Raw genomic sequence first — 14,801 nt, 5'->3', positions numbered from 1 at the left:
ACTCAAGTATCGGGACCCGGGCTATGCGATGCCACACTTCGTATCGCATCGCGCCCGGGGCACAAGTCCTGAGTTACAAAGTTGCCGAAGCGATCAGGCCTTTTTGTTCTTCGCCACTTTCTTGGCAGGCGCAGCCTTTTTAGCAACCGGCGCCGGCTTCTTGGCTACCGTCGCTTTTGCGATCGGAGCTTCAGCGGCGATGCGCATCGACCTGGCATAGCTGTCGGCGGTGTTGTCGGCCGACACCAGCAGCCGCTTGGCCGCGAAGGCGCCATGCTCGGTCGCGTGTCTGGCAAGCTGCTTGAAGCGTTCTTTCTTGCCGGCATCGGTGGCCTTGGCGGCAAGCGCCAGATAGTGGTCGCGCCGGTTCTTGGCCGCCGCCAGCAGCGTCTTGTTCTGCTGCTTGGCAACCTGCCGGATGATGACGTCCAGATCGGCGTCCGCCATGATTCGTTCCCTTGCTAGATGATGGTCGGTGATATCAGCTCATCGGCGCTGGCGCCGGCCGTGGTCCGGCACAGCTCGCCCTCGACGCGCACGCCCGAACTGGCCAGCAGCCGCAATGCCTGCGGATAGATCTTGTGCTCGATCGCCAGCACCCGCGCCGCCAGCCTGTCCGGCGTGTCGTCGTCGGCCACGGCGACCGCCCCCTGCATTACGATCGGGCCGGCATCGGTCTCCGGAATCACGAAATGCACGGTGGCGCCGGAAATCTTGACGCCGGCTCGCAGCGCCTGACCGTGTGGGTCCAGCCCCGGGAACGAGGGCAGCAGCGACGGATGGATGTTCAGCATCCGGCCAAACCAGCGTTGCACGAAGTCGGCGGTGAACAATCGCATGAAGCCGCCGAGGCAGATCAATTCGATCTGGTGATCGTCGAGCGCGGCCTGCAGAACCGCTTCGAAGCCGGCGCGGTCGGAACCAAACGGCTTGCTCTCGATGACCAGCGTGGCAACACCGGCGGCCTTGGCATGAGCGAGGCCGGCGGCGTCAGATCGGTTGGAGATAACGAGCGCGATCCGGGCAGGGAAGCCTTCGGCGGCGGCCTCGATCAGCGCGGTCATGTTCGACCCGCGTCCGGAAATCAGGATGGCGACGCGGCGCATCAGGCTCTCACAATTTCAGTTCGAGGTGCCCGTCATAGACGACGCGCTCGCCGTCGCCGGCGTCGGTGACCTCGCCGAGCACGGTGACGGTCTCACCGCCCTCGCGCAGGATGTCCATTACCTGCTGCACGCTGTCACGCTTGACGATGGCGATCATGCCAACGCCGCAATTGAAGGTCCGCAGTAATTCCAGTTCGGCGATGTTGCCTTCGGCGGCCAGCCATTTGAACACTGGCAGCACGGTCAGCGCGGTGAGATCGATGCGGACGCCGAGGTCCTTGGGCAGCACGCGCGGGATGTTGTCGGTAAAACCGCCGCCGGTGATGTGGGCAAAGCCCTTGACGGCGCTCGTCTCGCGGACGGCGCGCAGGCAGGATTTGACATACAGCCGGGTCGGGGTGAGCAGGGCGGCGCCGAGCGTCATGAACGGCAGGAACGGCGCCTGGTCGGCATAGCTCAACCCGGTCTTCTCGACGATCTTGCGGACCAGCGAAAAGCCGTTGGAGTGCACGTCGGAGGAGGCCATGCCGATCACCACATCGCCGGCGGCGATATCCTTGGTCGGGAGCAGGGTGCCGCGTTCGGCGGCGCCGACGGCGAAGCCGGCGAGGTCGTAATCGCCATCCTTGTAGAGGCCTGGCATCTCGGCGGTTTCGCCACCGATCAGCGCGCAGCCGGATTCGCGGCAGCCTTCGGCGACGCCGGCGACGATCGAAGCCGCCGCCTCGGGGTCGAGCTTGCCGCAGGCAAAATAATCAAGAAAGAAAAGCGGCTCCGCGCCCTGGACCACGAGGTCGTTGACCGACATCGCCACCAGATCGATGCCGATGCCCTGATGGAAGCCCGCCTCGATGGCGATCTTGACCTTGGTGCCTACGCCGTCGGTGGCCGCCACCAGCACCGGATCCTTGAACCCCGCGGCCTTGAGGTCGAACAGGCCGCCAAAGCCGCCGATCTCGGCGTCGGCGCCGGCGCGGGCGGTGGCGCGAACCATCGGCTTGATGAGGTCGACCAGGCGGTTACCGGCGTCGATGTCGACGCCCGCATCCGCGTAAGTGAGGCCTTTTTTCGGGTCGGTCATGGCCGGTTTCCTGGCATTCAGCAAAACAGTGTATTTTCGGCTGGTTACGTCGGATTCTGGTCGCGTGCAATGGCTCGCAAGCGGCGGCGGCATGGACTATGTACAGGTCAAGCCGGTCGGGGTGGCGAAGCCCGGATTGCCATTCAGACCGGAGCCGGGAAGCGCCGTGTGAGTATACCGAACATCATTACGCTCGGCCGCATCCTTCTGGTGCCGGTCATTGTCTGGGCGATCGCGGCCAATCAGATGGAAATCGCCTTCGCGGTATTCGTCATTGCCGGCATCAGCGATGCCGTCGATGGTTTTCTGGCCAAGCGGTTCAACATGGCCAGCGAGCTCGGCGCGCTGCTTGATCCGCTCGCCGACAAGGCGTTGCTGGTCTCGATCTATGTCGCGCTCGGCATCTGGGGCGCGGTGCCGCGCTGGATCGTGATTCTGGTGGTGTCGCGCGATATCATGATCGTGGGCGCCGTGATTGTGTCATGGTTGTTCGGCAAGCCGATCCCGATGAAGCCCTTGATGGTGTCGAAGCTCAACACCGTGGCCCAGGTCGCGTTCGCCGCCTTGGTTCTGGCGGCCCTCGGATTTGGTTTCGATTCGTCCCCTTACGACTTGATTCTGATGGGTTTTGTTACGGTGTTGACGCTGCTGTCCGTGGCCTTCTATCTGGTCGGCTGGATGCGCCATATGAGTACGATCGAGCCGGATCACTGAATTCTCGATTGAGGCAACGAAGCCGGGCGTCCGGTTTGGAGTAGCTGCTTGGAAGCCCGCGTTCCCCCCCGTCAACTGGCGTTTGCTCTGCCCCACGCGGAAAGCCTATCGCGCGACAATTTTCTTGAGGGTCCCGCCAATGCAGACGCGCTCGGACTAATCGATCGCTGGCCGGACTGGCCCAACCGGGTGATGCTGCTGATCGGCCCCGAAGGCTCGGGCAAGAGCCATCTGGCGTCGATCTGGGCCGAGCAATCCGGAGCACGGTCGATTGCGTCACATGCGCTTACCGCCGCGGCCGTGCCCGGCGCGCTGGCGACCGGGGCGCTGGTGGTGGAGGACCTCAACCTCGGCGCGTTCGACGAACGCGCGCTGTTTCATTTGCTGAATTTAGCCCGCGAGGACGAGGCCTCCGTGCTGATCACCGCCCGGGTGGCGCCGGTGGCGCTGCCGATCGAGTTGCGCGACCTGCGCTCGCGGCTGCGCGCCATACCGGTGGTGCAATTGCTGCCGCCAGACGATCAGTTGTTTCGCGCCTTGATCGTCAAGTTCTGCGCCGATCGTCAGCTAGCCATCGACGAAAACGTGGTCAGCTTTCTCGCCAGCCGGATCGAGCGCTCGTTCGCCGCGGCCCGCGAAACCGTAGGACAGCTCGATGCCGAAGCGTTGCGGCTTGGCCGTCCGGTGACGCGCGCATTGGCCGCGGAACTGCTGCGCGGCGGCTGACTTAGCCCCTGAAGCGGCATTATGCGGCTTGACGGCGGCTTTGGCAGGTTGATCATGTCATTGGAACGTCACCCGCGTAGCACATGGTTTGGGCGGATTGCCTGCATCGCACGGCCGCATGAACTGGATGGATAGTTACCTGATGGACTCCGTGCAAGATATTGATATTGAAGAGAAAAATGGTGAAGCGAAGCCACCGGAGGTGATCGCTTCGGGACCCGACCGGTTCATCAACCGCGAGCTGTCGTGGTTGCACTTCAATCGTCGCGTGCTGGAAGAATCGGTCAATGCCGGCCATCCGGCGCTGGAGCGCGTACGCTTCCTGTCGATTTCCGCCAACAATCTCGACGAATTTTTCATGGTCCGGGTTGCCGGCCTGAAAGCGCAGATCCGCGAGGGGATTACCGAGCGCAGCCCCGACGGGCTGACGCCGACCGAGCAACTGGTGCTGATCAACGAGGCGGTGTCCCGGCTTGGCAAGGACCAACAGGCGATCTGGCGCGACCAGCGCAGCATGCTGGCCGATGTCGGCATCGTGCTGCTCGATGGCAAGGACGCCACCAAGAGCGAGCGGAGCTGGATCGAGGATCATTTCCTCCACAATATTTTTCCGCTGCTGACCCCGCTCGCGATCGACCCTGCGCATCCGTTCCCGTTCATCCCAAGCCTCGGCTTCACCATCGCCCTGCAATTGGCGCGGGTCGCCGACGGCAAGCCGATGAACGCGCTGATCCGCATGCCCGGCAAAATCGATCGCTTTATTAGGCTGCCGAATCCCGGCAAGGACGGCTCGACGCGGCTGATCACGCTGGAGCAGGCCACCGGCCTGTTCATCGGGCGGCTGTTTCCGGGCTATGTCGTCAAGGGGCTGGGTGCCTTCCGGATCATCCGCGACAGTGAACTGGAAGTCGAGGAAGAGGCCGAGGATCTGGTGCGGTTGTTCGAATCGGCGCTGAAGCGGCGTCGTCGCGGTTCGGTGATCCGACTCGAGATCGAAGCGACGATGCCGGCCGAATTGCGTGCCTTCGTGCAGCGGGCATTGTCGACGACCGACGACGAGATTCTTCTGGTTGACGGCGTGCTGGCCATGAACGAGCTGTCGCAACTGACCCGGCTCGACCGCCCCGACCTCGAATTCGTGCCCTATGTGCCGCGACATCCGGAACGGGTCCGCGATCATGGTGGCGATATCTTCGCGGCGATCCGGCAGAAGGACCTCGTGGTCCATCACCCCTATGAATCCTTCGACGTCGTCGTTCAGTTCCTGCAGCAGGCGGCGCGCGATCCCGATGTGGTCGCGATCAAGCAGACCCTGTACCGCACCTCCAATAATTCGCCGATCGTGCGTACGCTGGTGGAAGCGGCGGAGGCCGGCAAATCGGTGACGGCGCTGGTCGAATTGCGGGCGCGTTTCGACGAGGAAGCCAATATCCGCTGGGCCCGCGATCTCGAGCGTGCCGGCGTCCAGGTGGTCTACGGCTTCCTGGAATTAAAGACCCACGCCAAGCTGTCGCTGGTGGTCCGCCGCGAGGGCGGCACGCTGGCGACCTATGTGCACACCGGTACCGGCAACTACCATCCGGTCACCGCGCGCATCTATACTGACCTGTCGTATTTCACGTCCGATCCCGCGATCGGACGCGATGCGGCGCGGGTATTTAATTATATTACTGGCTACGCGGAGCCGAGCGACATCGAAAAGATGGCGGTATCGCCGCTGACACTGCGCAAGCGAATGATCGAACACATCCAGGGCGAGGCGGCGTTCGCCCGTGCCGGAAAGCCAGGTGCGATCTGGCTCAAGATGAACTCGCTGGTCGATCCGGATATCATCGACGCCCTGTATGACGCGTCGAATGCAGGGGTGTCGATCGAACTGATCGTGCGCGGAATCTGCTGCCTGCGGCCCGGCGTGCCGGGCCTGTCGGAAAACATCCGCGTCAAGTCGATCATCGGCCGCTTTCTCGAACACGGCCGGGTCTATTGCTTCGGTATGGGACATGGCCTGCCAAGCAACAAGGCCGTCATCTACATCTCGTCCGCCGACATGATGCCGCGCAATCTCGATCGTCGCGTCGAGGTGCTGTGCCCGCTGCAAAATCCGACGGTGCATACGCAAGTGCTCGAACAGATCATGGTAGCTAATCTGAAGGACACCGAGCAGAGCTGGCAGTTGTTGCCGGACGGATCTTCAACGCGTATGAAGGCCGCGAAGGGTGAGGAACCCTTCAATCTGCACGATTACTTCATGACCAATCCGAGTCTGTCTGGCCGTGGAAAGTCGCTTGAGAAATCTTCGCCACGTCGGCTCACCCGCAAGGCAGAGCGCGAGCAATCGTCCTAAGGAATCCGCCACATGGTAGCGCGTCCTCGAAAGCGCGCTGCCAGCGTCGCGGTAATCGACATCGGTTCCAACTCCGTCCGTCTCGTCGTCTACGAAACGCTGTCGCGCAGCCTGGTCACCCTGTTCAATGAAAAGGCGTTGTGCGGCCTCGGGCGCGAGGTGCAATCGACCGGCCTGCTGGCCGCTGACGCGGTAGCCAAGGCGCTCACCGCGCTACGGCGGTTTCGTGCGCTGTGCAAGATCATGCAGGTCGGCAGCGTACACGCCATTGCGACCGCGGCGGCGCGCGACGCCAGTAACGGGCCGGATTTCATCGCCGCGGCGGAAAAGATTTGCGGCTGCGCCATCCAGATCATCTCGGGGCCGCGCGAGGCCAAGCTGTCGGCGCTGGGCGTGATTTCCGGAATTCACAAGCCGGACGGCCTGGTTGGCGATCTCGGCGGCGGCTCGCTCGAGCTGATCGACGTGAAGGGCAATTCGGTTCGAACGGGCATCACGCTGCCGCTCGGTAGCCTGGCGCTGCAGGATGCCTCGGAGAAATCGCCCAAGCGCGCCGAGAAAATCGTCAAGACCGCGCTCACCGGCGTGACGCAATTGACCACGGCGCTAGGTCGCAATTTCTATGCGGTCGGCGGCACCTGGCGCGCGCTGGCGCGGCTGCATATCGTCCAGAGCGGATATCCGCTGCGCGTGATGCACGGCTACACGTTGCCGGCCGTCGAAGCGCTGGATTTCGTGCGGCGGCTGAGGCGGTTGGCTACCGCCAATATCCTCGCCAATATCGACGCCATTGCCGAAGCGCGACAGCCGTTGCTGGTCTATGCCGCGCTGGTGCTCGAACACATCATCCTGACCGCCAAGCCGAAGGCCATCGTGTTCTCGACCTATGGCGTGCGCGAAGGTCTGCTGTTCGAGATGTTGCCGACGGCGGTGCGCGCGCAGGATGGTCTGGTTATGGCGGCGCAGGGGCTGAACGGATTGCTGTCGCGTTCGGCGCGTCACGGCCAGGAGCTCAGCGACTGGAGTGACCGCTTTGTTCGCGTTGCGAAGTTGAAGGAAACCGAGGAAGAGCGCCGGCTGCGCCGCGTTGCCTGCCTTTTGTCCGACATCGGCTGGCGGGTGCATCCGGACTACCGCGGCGAGCAGACGCTGCATCTCATCACCAATGGCAATTTCGGATCGGTCGACCATCACGGCCGCGCCTTTCTGGCGCTATCGGTCTATTACCGCTATGCCGGCTTCAGCGCCGAGAATGAGCCGCCGGAATTGGTGCGGGCGCTGGTGACCCCGGCCCAGGTCGAGCGCGCCCGCGTCCTCGGCGCCATGTTCCGGGTGGCGCATCTGATATCCGCGGCGCGGCCCGGCGTGCTGCCGGCCACGCATTTCAAGTCGGAAGATCGCAAGCTGATGCTGGTGTTCGAGCATCGCATGGTCGATCTCGTTGCCGATCGCGTCGGCAGCCGCTTCAAGCAGTTGGCGCGGCTGGTGGGCAAGAGCGGGACGATCGTGAGAAGGTAGGCGGCGGGCTGAGGCCTATCCCCGTCATTGCGAGGTCAGGGAAAGCCAATTGGCTTTCTCCTTAGCGAAGCGACGCGGCAATCCATAGCAGCGAAGCGACGCGGCAATCCATAGCGCCGAACGCTCCGCAAGAATTGGATTGCTTCGTCGCAACGGCTCCTCGCAAGGACGGTGGAGGGAGCGGTGCTTCTGGTTAGCCGCGGTCGACCCGCACGACGCGGCCTTTTTCGATCGCCAGCGCCAGTCGGCCCTGTTTCAGTGCCAGCGCGGCTTCGCCGAACAGCTCGCGACGCCAGCCACTCAGCGCCCCGACATCGGCGTGGTCGTCATTGGCGATCTGTTCGAGATCATCAACGGTAGCGATCACCTTGGAGGCGACGGCGTGACGCTCCGAGGTCATACGCAGCAGAACTTTCAGCAACTCGACGATGGCACCGCCATTGGCATTGCCGCGTGGCTTTTCGATTTTGGGCAGCGACGCGGGATCGCGCGCGATGCCACGCTGCACCGCCGCGACGATGTCGGAGCCCCATTTCGAGCGGTCAAAGCCTTTCGGCAGCGAACGCAGATTGGCAAGCTTTTCCAGGCTGGTTGGCGCGTGGGTGGCGATATCGCCGACGGCGTCGTCCTTCAGCACGCGGGAGCGCGGCACGTCGCGGCTCTGCGCTTCCTGTTCTCGCCAGGCCGCGACTTCCATCAGCACCGCGAGTTCTTTCGGCTTGCGGACGCGGGTCTTCAGGCGCTCCCAGGCGCGCTCGGGATGAAAGTCATAGGTCTTGGGCGAGGTCAACACGTCCATTTCCTCGGAGACCCAGTCGTTGCGACCCCGTTTCTTGAGGTCGGCATCGAGCGCGGCGAACACATCGCGCAGATGGGTGACGTCGGAGACGGCGTAGTGGATCTGCTCCTCCGTCAGCGGGCGGTGTGACCAGTCGGTGAAGCGGTGGGTCTTGTCGGGGCGGTGGCCGGTGATGCGCTCGACCAGCTGGTCGTAGGCGATGCTGTCGCCATAGCCCAGCACCATGGCGGCGACCTGGGTGTCGAAGATCGGGTGTGGCACAATGCCGGCGCGATGCCAGACAATCTCGATGTCCTGGCGGGCGGCGTGAAAGACCTTGAGCACAGCCTCGTTGGCCATCAGGTCGAAGAACGGCTTCAGGTCGATGCCATCGGCCAGCGTGTCGATCACCAGCGCGTCTTCCGCGCTGGCCATCTGGACCACGCAGAGCAGCGGATAATAGGTGGTCTCGCGCAGGAATTCCGTGTCGACCGTGATGACGGGATGTTTGGCGAGCCGTTCGCAGGCCGCGGTCAGCTGGGCTGTGGTGGTGATCAGTTCCATGTCCGGTCCATAACGCTTTTGTTGATGGCGTTCGGCCGAAAAGGCTGTTGAGTCAAGGGTATTCAGGCAGAACTGGCGCCGGACGGAGCCGAATGGGATGGTTCAGGTCCCGCAAAAGGTCTGCATGACACGCTGATCCGGCAGCGGCGGGTCGGCGTAGCCCGCATACGCCGGCTGATTCTCGAAAGGCCGTGCCAGGACTGCCAGCAAGGCTTCGAACGGCGCGTAATCACCGGCCGTTGCGGCCTGGATCACCGCCTCGACGCGGTGATTGCGCGGAATGAAGGCCGGATTGACCGCCTGCATCGCCTGATGACGGGCGAGGGCGTCCCCCGGGTCCAGGACGAGGCGGGCCTTCCACTTCACCGCCCAGGTGTCGAAGGCCACGGGATCGGTGAACAAGTCACGCAAAGCGGCGTCGCCGGCGGGGTCGAGCGCGGCGTCGCCCAGCCGCCGGAAGGTCAAGGTGAAGTCGGCCTGGTTGGCCGCCATCGCCGCCAGCAGGTCCTGCGCCAGCAAAGCGTCGTCCGGGCGCGCGCTGAACAGTCCGAGCTTGCGGCGCAGACCAGCCTGATAGGCGCTGTCAAAGATGTCCGAAAATCCGGCGAGCAATCCTTGCGCGATCTCGATCGCCGTTTTCTGGTCGGGATCGATCAGCGGCAGCAGCGTTTCGGCGAAACGGGTCAGGTTCCACAGCGTGATGCGGGGCTGGTTGGCATAGGCGTAGCGGCCCTGCTCATCGATCGAACTGAACACGGTGGCGGGGTCGTAGTCGTCCATGAAGGCGCAGGGGCCGTAATCGATGGTCTCGCCGGACACCGAGCTGTTGTCGGTGTTCATGACGCCGTGAATGAACCCGACCAGCAGCCAGCGCGCCACCAGCTCCGCCTGGCGCTGAATCACGCCGGCGAGCAGCGCGCGATAGGGATATTCGGCCGCGGCGGCGTCGGGATAATGCCGGGCAATCACGTGATCGGCGAGATGGCGCAGCGCCTCGCTGTCCTCGCGCGCAGCGAAAAACTGGAAGGTGCCGACGCGGATATGGCTGGCGGCGATGCGCGTCAGCACCGCGCCGGGCAGCATGGTTTCGCGCTGCACCAGCTCGCCGGTGATGACGGCGGCGAGCGAGCGGGTGGTCGGGATGCCGAGGGCGAACATCGCCTCGCTGACGATATATTCGCGGATCACCGGACCCAGCGCGGCGCGGCCATCGCCGCGGCGCGAAAACGGAGTCGGCCCGGAGCCCTTGAGCTGGATGTCGCGGCGGACGCCGTCGCGGTCGAGCACCTCGCCCAGCAGGATGGCGCGTCCATCGCCAAGTTGCGGCGTGAAATGGCCGAACTGGTGCCCGGCATAGGCCATCGCCAGCGGATCGGCGCCGTCTGGCACGCGCTTGCCCGCCAACACTTCGACGCCCTCCGGGCTGGCAAGCCAGTCGGCGTCGATGCCGAGCTGTTCGGCCAGCGGCCGGTTCAGCTTGATGAGCCGGGGGGCAGCGACCGGCGTCGGCGCTACCCGTGCATAGAAATTGGCGGGCAGGGTGGCGTAGCTGTTGTCGAACGGGAACTGGATTGTCATGCGGTTGAGATGGGGGGTAGCCCGGAAATCCGCAACGGTCCCGGGCGCGTCTGACTCGTCCTAGGCCGCGCGGACGGTGGCCAGGAACTTGTCGACCTCGATCTTGAGTCGGGTGCTTTCCACCGACAGTGACTGCGCCGCCGACAACACCTGGCTGGATGCCGCCCCTGTCTCGCTGGCGCCGCGACTGACTTCGGTGATCTCGCTGGCCACCCGGCCGCTCAGCTCGGCGGAGTTTTGCACGTTTCGCGCGATCTCCTGCGTCGCCGCGCCTTGCTCCTCCACCGCCGCGGCGATCGCGGAGGATACTTCGGAGATCAGGGTGATGGTCGAGCCGATCTCCTGGATGGTGACGACGGTGTCGGCGCTTGCCGCCTGCATCTCGGCGATCTGCGTGCTGATCTCGTCGGTTGCTTTGGCGGTCTGTGAGGCCAGCGCCTTGACCTCCGCCGCCACTACCGCAAAGCCCCGCCCAGCCTCACCGGCGCGCGCGGCCTCGATGGTCGCGTTCAGCGCCAGCAGATTGGTCTGTTCCGCGACCGCGGTGATCAGCTTGACGACGTCGTCGATCCGCGCGGTTGCGCGCGACAATTTCGCGATGCTGTCGTTGGTCTGGCCAGCCTGTCGCACGGCGGTATGGGCGATACGGTTGGATTCATGAACCTGACGCCCGATCTCGTTGACCGATGAGGTGATTTCCTCGGTGGCCGCGGCGACCGACTGGATATTGCTGGATACCAGATGCGATGTGGCCGCGGCCGATCCCGACAATGCCATAGTGGCATCCGAGGTCGAGGTCAGCGTCGTCGCCGAGGCCTCAAGTTCGGTGGATGCGGACGCCAGCGAGCCCGCCAATTCACCGATCAGGGCCTCGAACTCGCGCGTGGCCCGGCTGATCGTTTCGGCTCGGGCCGCCTTGATCGCTGAATCGGCTCCCGCGGCGTCTTCCGCCGTACGCTTCGAGATCAGCGCCTCCTTGAAAATCTGTAACCCGCTGGCAATGCGGCCGATCTCGGTGGCGGCGCCCTGGTGCGGAATCATGACGGATAGTTCGCCCGAGGTCAGCTGTCCCATCGGCTTCAGGATCGAGGCGATGCCACTGGCGATGTCGCGCACCAGATAGACGGCCGAGCCGATGCCCAGCACGACGGCGGCGCCGAGCAGGGCGATCATCATTCGTACCGCGCTGGAATAGGTGTCGCTGGCGGTGGTGCCGGCGATCTCGGCGCTTTTGTCGTTCAGCTCGACCAGCTTCGCCAGGGTGGCATCCAGCGCTCGCCCCGTCGGAACCACCTTTCTGGCGTTGATATCCTTGGCGGCGACAAGGTCGCCCTTGGTGGCGAGGGCCTGAACATCATTGGACCCGGCGATGAAGTCTTTCCATTGCGTATTCAGCTGGATGGCCAGCTCGCGCTCCGCGGGCGAGGACACCAGCGGCTCGTAGTTCTTCAGGGCTTTTTCGAAATCGGCCTTGCGGGCAACGAGGTTCTTGTCGACATCGGGCCGGTCGGCATCCACCACGATCAGGTGATCGCGGAGCACAGCGCGGAAGCGCGCGGATTGTACGCGCATTTCGCCGATCCAGCGAACGCTCGGCAACCACTGGGTCTGAATCGCCTGGGCCGCGGAATTGATGCCCCGCATCTGCACCACTGCGAGGCCGCCGATCGTGGCGATGACAAGAAACAAAAACGCGACGATGCCAAACAGCTTGGCGCTTATGGAATATCTGGCGAGCACAAAAATATCCTCGGCTATCCGGCTCTGTCTTGCCGCTGGCCATGGCTGGCAACCGGAGACGGAGATGTTGATGGCTAATTCGAGCTGAAGTGCCTGCCGTCAAAAAGGGCAGGTTTTATGGTTCCATTTTCAATCCGATCTCCTCAATGCTTGGTTAATCCTCGGCCAAATACTGCCTATTTCGTTGATTTATCAGCGTAATATCAGTATGAAATATACTCAGATACCTTTGTGAAAGAGTCTTTGCAATCTGGGTGCGCAATTCTTGTGCGGAGCCCTTTTGGCGTACGGGCGGCGTTGCCGGCCTTCAAGGCGTGGAGATCGGTCACGGAGCAGCGTCGGGACGCGGATGCTATCGTGGTTCGGTTGCCGCGCCCGGTCCGGTCGGGTAAACACTGCGCTTCGCGCTCAGCCGCGAGCCCGATTCTGCCCTCTGACGATATTCCAGGATTTTCATGCATCGCTACCGGTCTCACACCTGCGGCGCGCTCCGCGACAACCATATTGATCAGACCGTCCGTGTTTCCGGCTGGTGCCACCGGATCCGCGACCATGGCGGCGTGTTGTTTATCGACCTGCGCGACCATTACGGCCTGACGCAGTGCGTCGCCGATCCGGAATCTCCGGCATTCAAGGACGCCGAGATGCTGCGTTCGGAATGGGTGGTGAAGATCGATGGCCGCGTGCGCCGTCGCCCGGAGGGCACAGAGAACGCCGACCTGCCGACCGGCGCCGTGGAAATCTACATTTCCTCGATCGAGGTGCTGGGCGCGTCGCTGGAATTGCCGCTGCCGGTGTTCGGCGACCAGGATTATCCGGAAGATATCCGGCTGAAGTACCGCTTCCTCGATTTGCGCCGCGAAAAGCTGCACCAGAATATCATGACCCGCGGCGCGATCGTCGACTCGATGCGCAAGCGGATGAAAGAGCAGGGCTTCTTCGAATTCCAGACGCCGATCCTGACGGCGTCGTCGCCGGAGGGCGCGCGCGACTTTCTGGTGCCGTCGCGCATTCATCCCGGCAAGTTCTACGCACTGCCGCAGGCCCCGCAGCAGTACAAGCAGCTGCTGATGATGTCCGGCTTCGACCGCTATTTCCAGATCGCGCCCTGTTTCCGCGACGAGGACCCGCGCGCCGATCGTCTGCCGGGCGAGTTCTACCAGCTCGATCTCGAGATGAGCTTCGTCGAGCAGGAAGACGTGTTCGCGGCGGTTCAGCCGGTGATCACCGGCGTGTTCGAGGAATTCGCCAAGGGCAAACCGGTTAACAGCGACTGGCCGAAGATTCCGTACGCCGAGTCACTGCGGAAGTACGGCAGCGACAAGCCCGACCTGCGCAACCCGCTCGAGATGCAGAACGTTGCCGAACATTTTCGCGGCTCCGGCTTCAAGGTGTTCGCCCGGATGCTGGAAAACGACACCAACCAGGTCTGGGCGATCCCGGGACCGACCGGCGGCAGCCGCGCATTCTGCGATCGCATGAATTCGTGGGCGCAGGGCGAGGGCCAGCCTGGCCTCGGCTACATCATGTGGCGTGAGGGCAATGAAGGCGCCGGCCCGCTTGCCAACAATATCGGTCCGGAGCGCACCGAGGCGATCCGGGTTGCGCTTGGTCTCAAGGCCGGCGACGCCGCGTTCTTTGTCGCCGGCGATCCCGCGAAATTCTACAAGTTCGCGGGCCTGGCGCGCACCCGGCTCGGCGAGGAATTGAACCTGATCGACAAGGAGCGTTTTGCGCTGGCCTGGATCGTCGATTTCCCGATGTACGAATATAATGAGGACGACAAGAAGGTCGAGTTCTCGCACAACCCGTTCTCGATGCCTCAGGGTGGCATGGAAGCGTTGCAGGGCCAGGATCCGCTGACCATCAAGGCGTTCCAGTACGACATCACCTGCAACGGTTTCGAGATCGCCTCGGGTGGCATTCGCAACCATCGCCCGGAAGCGATGGTGAAGGCGTTCGAGATCGCCGGTTATGGCGAGAGCGACGTCATCGAGCGGTTCGGCGGCATGTATCGGGCGTTCCAGTACGGCGCGCCACCGCATGGCGGCATGGCGGCCGGCGTCGATCGCATCGTGATGCTGTTGTGCGGCACCATCAACCTGCGCGAAATCTCGCTATTTCCGATGAACCAGCGCGCCGAAGATCTCTTGATGGGCGCGCCATCGGAGGCTTCGCCCAAGCAATTGCGCGAGGCACACATCCGGCTCAATCTGCCGGAAGCCTGATTTGATCTAAACCTCATCACTAAACATTAGAGTTCGGTTGCGCGGGAGCGTTCATGTCATCCTCTTCTGAAGATCTCGCCAAGGCGGCGCTTGCCTATCATCGTCTTCCGCGTCCGGGTAAGCTGGAAATCCAGGCGACCAAGCCGCTGGCCAACCAGCGTGACCTGGCACTGGCCTATTCGCCGGGCGTCGCCGCGCCTTGTCTGGCGATTGCCGCCGATCCGAACGAAGCGGCATGGTTGACCGCGCGGGCCAATCTGGTCGCGGTGGTCTCCAACGGCACCGCGGTGCTTGGCCTCGGCAATATCGGCCCGCTGGCGGCGAAGCCGGTGATGGAAGGCAAGGCGGTCCTGTTCAAGAAGTTCGCCGGCATCGACGTGTTCGACATCGAGATCGCCGCCGACACCATCGAACGTGTGGTCGA

11 protein-coding genes and 1 pseudogene are annotated in these 14,801 nt (G+C 63.5%); 6 read left to right on the top strand and 6 right to left on the bottom strand.

What is annotated here, in order from left to right:
- Positions 1–93: 93 nt before the first annotated feature.
- From Q0S16_RS09030 to purM, 3 genes are read right to left on the bottom strand one after another with little or no spacing between them, the layout of a single operon-like run.
- Positions 94–447 carry a hypothetical protein gene (locus Q0S16_RS09030; RefSeq protein WP_295847238.1) on the bottom strand — a complete coding sequence of 118 codons (354 nt, stop codon included), beginning with the start codon at positions 445–447 and terminating at the stop codon, positions 94–96.
- Positions 448–461: 14 nt separating this feature from the next.
- Positions 462–1,109, bottom strand: a complete 648-nt coding sequence (purN, locus tag Q0S16_RS09025; RefSeq protein ID WP_295847240.1) for a phosphoribosylglycinamide formyltransferase — start codon at positions 1,107–1,109, stop codon at positions 462–464.
- Between the two features lie 4 nt (positions 1,110–1,113).
- Positions 1,114–2,187, bottom strand: a complete 1,074-nt coding sequence (gene purM, locus Q0S16_RS09020) for a phosphoribosylformylglycinamidine cyclo-ligase (protein ID WP_295847237.1) — start codon at positions 2,185–2,187, stop codon at positions 1,114–1,116.
- Between the two features lie 168 nt (positions 2,188–2,355).
- Between purM and Q0S16_RS09015 the strand changes: the two genes are divergently transcribed.
- The 4 genes from Q0S16_RS09015 (at position 2,356) to ppx (ending at position 7,489) form a co-directional block, all read left to right on the top strand.
- A complete protein-coding gene (locus Q0S16_RS09015) occupies positions 2,356–2,901 on the top strand; it encodes a CDP-alcohol phosphatidyltransferase family protein (protein WP_295847235.1) in 546 nt (181 codons plus the stop codon).
- A gap of 48 nt (positions 2,902–2,949) precedes the next feature.
- On the top strand, positions 2,950–3,627 hold the full coding sequence (locus Q0S16_RS09010; RefSeq protein ID WP_295847234.1) for a DnaA/Hda family protein: 678 nt from the start codon (positions 2,950–2,952) through the stop codon (positions 3,625–3,627).
- A gap of 142 nt (positions 3,628–3,769) precedes the next feature.
- Positions 3,770–5,971: an RNA degradosome polyphosphate kinase gene (locus tag Q0S16_RS09005; RefSeq protein WP_295847232.1), complete on the top strand. Its 2,202-nt coding sequence runs from the start codon at positions 3,770–3,772 to the stop codon at positions 5,969–5,971.
- A gap of 12 nt (positions 5,972–5,983) precedes the next feature.
- Positions 5,984–7,489, top strand: coding sequence for an exopolyphosphatase (ppx, locus tag Q0S16_RS09000; protein ID WP_295847230.1), 1,506 nt, complete (start codon positions 5,984–5,986; stop codon positions 7,487–7,489).
- A 193-nt stretch (positions 7,490–7,682) separates the two neighbouring features.
- Here ppx and rnd read toward each other — a convergent pair whose 3' ends face one another.
- The 3 genes from rnd to Q0S16_RS08985 all read right to left on the bottom strand — a co-directional run bounded on the left by rnd (position 7,683) and on the right by Q0S16_RS08985 (position 12,149).
- Entirely contained in the window at positions 7,683–8,831 is a 1,149-nt protein-coding gene (rnd, locus tag Q0S16_RS08995) for a ribonuclease D (protein ID WP_295847228.1), read from the bottom strand.
- A gap of 102 nt (positions 8,832–8,933) precedes the next feature.
- Positions 8,934–10,409 carry a protein adenylyltransferase SelO family protein gene (locus Q0S16_RS08990; RefSeq protein WP_295847225.1) on the bottom strand — a complete coding sequence of 492 codons (1,476 nt, stop codon included), beginning with the start codon at positions 10,407–10,409 and terminating at the stop codon, positions 8,934–8,936.
- 60 nt (positions 10,410–10,469) lie between these two features.
- Positions 10,470–12,149 carry a methyl-accepting chemotaxis protein gene (locus Q0S16_RS08985; protein WP_295847223.1) on the bottom strand — a complete coding sequence of 560 codons (1,680 nt, stop codon included), beginning with the start codon at positions 12,147–12,149 and terminating at the stop codon, positions 10,470–10,472.
- A gap of 455 nt (positions 12,150–12,604) precedes the next feature.
- On the opposite strand from Q0S16_RS08985, the gene aspS reads away from it, so the two are divergent.
- Together aspS and Q0S16_RS08975 are read left to right on the top strand one after the other, a co-directional pair.
- Positions 12,605–14,377, top strand: coding sequence for an aspartate--tRNA ligase (aspS, locus tag Q0S16_RS08980; RefSeq protein ID WP_295847221.1), 1,773 nt, complete (start codon positions 12,605–12,607; stop codon positions 14,375–14,377).
- Between the two features lie 53 nt (positions 14,378–14,430).
- Positions 14,431–14,801 (top strand): annotated as a pseudogene (locus Q0S16_RS08975) (NADP-dependent malic enzyme); the annotation flags it as partial.

Origin of the sequence: Tardiphaga sp. (assembly GCF_025356345.1) — a bacterium.
GTDB lineage: Bacteria > Pseudomonadota > Alphaproteobacteria > Rhizobiales > Xanthobacteraceae > Tardiphaga.
The sequence above is the reverse complement of the archived record's forward strand: the minus strand, read 5'-3'. Positions and strand labels throughout refer to the sequence as shown.

Excerpts from the sequence above, each read along its gene's own strand:
- Q0S16_RS09030 (WP_295847238.1), bottom strand. The coding sequence starts at position 447 with ATGGCGGACGCCGATCTGGACGTCATCATCCGGCAGGTTGCCAAGCAG.
- purM (WP_295847237.1), bottom strand. The coding sequence starts at position 2,187 with ATGACCGACCCGAAAAAAGGCCTCACTTACGCGGATGCGGGCGTCGAC.
- Q0S16_RS09005 (WP_295847232.1), top strand. The coding sequence starts at position 3,770 with ATGGACTCCGTGCAAGATATTGATATTGAAGAGAAAAATGGTGAAGCG.
- ppx (WP_295847230.1), top strand. The coding sequence starts at position 5,984 with ATGGTAGCGCGTCCTCGAAAGCGCGCTGCCAGCGTCGCGGTAATCGAC.
- rnd (WP_295847228.1), bottom strand. The coding sequence starts at position 8,831 with ATGGAACTGATCACCACCACAGCCCAGCTGACCGCGGCCTGCGAACGG.
- Q0S16_RS08990 (WP_295847225.1), bottom strand. The coding sequence starts at position 10,409 with ATGACAATCCAGTTCCCGTTCGACAACAGCTACGCCACCCTGCCCGCC.
- aspS (WP_295847221.1), top strand. The coding sequence starts at position 12,605 with ATGCATCGCTACCGGTCTCACACCTGCGGCGCGCTCCGCGACAACCAT.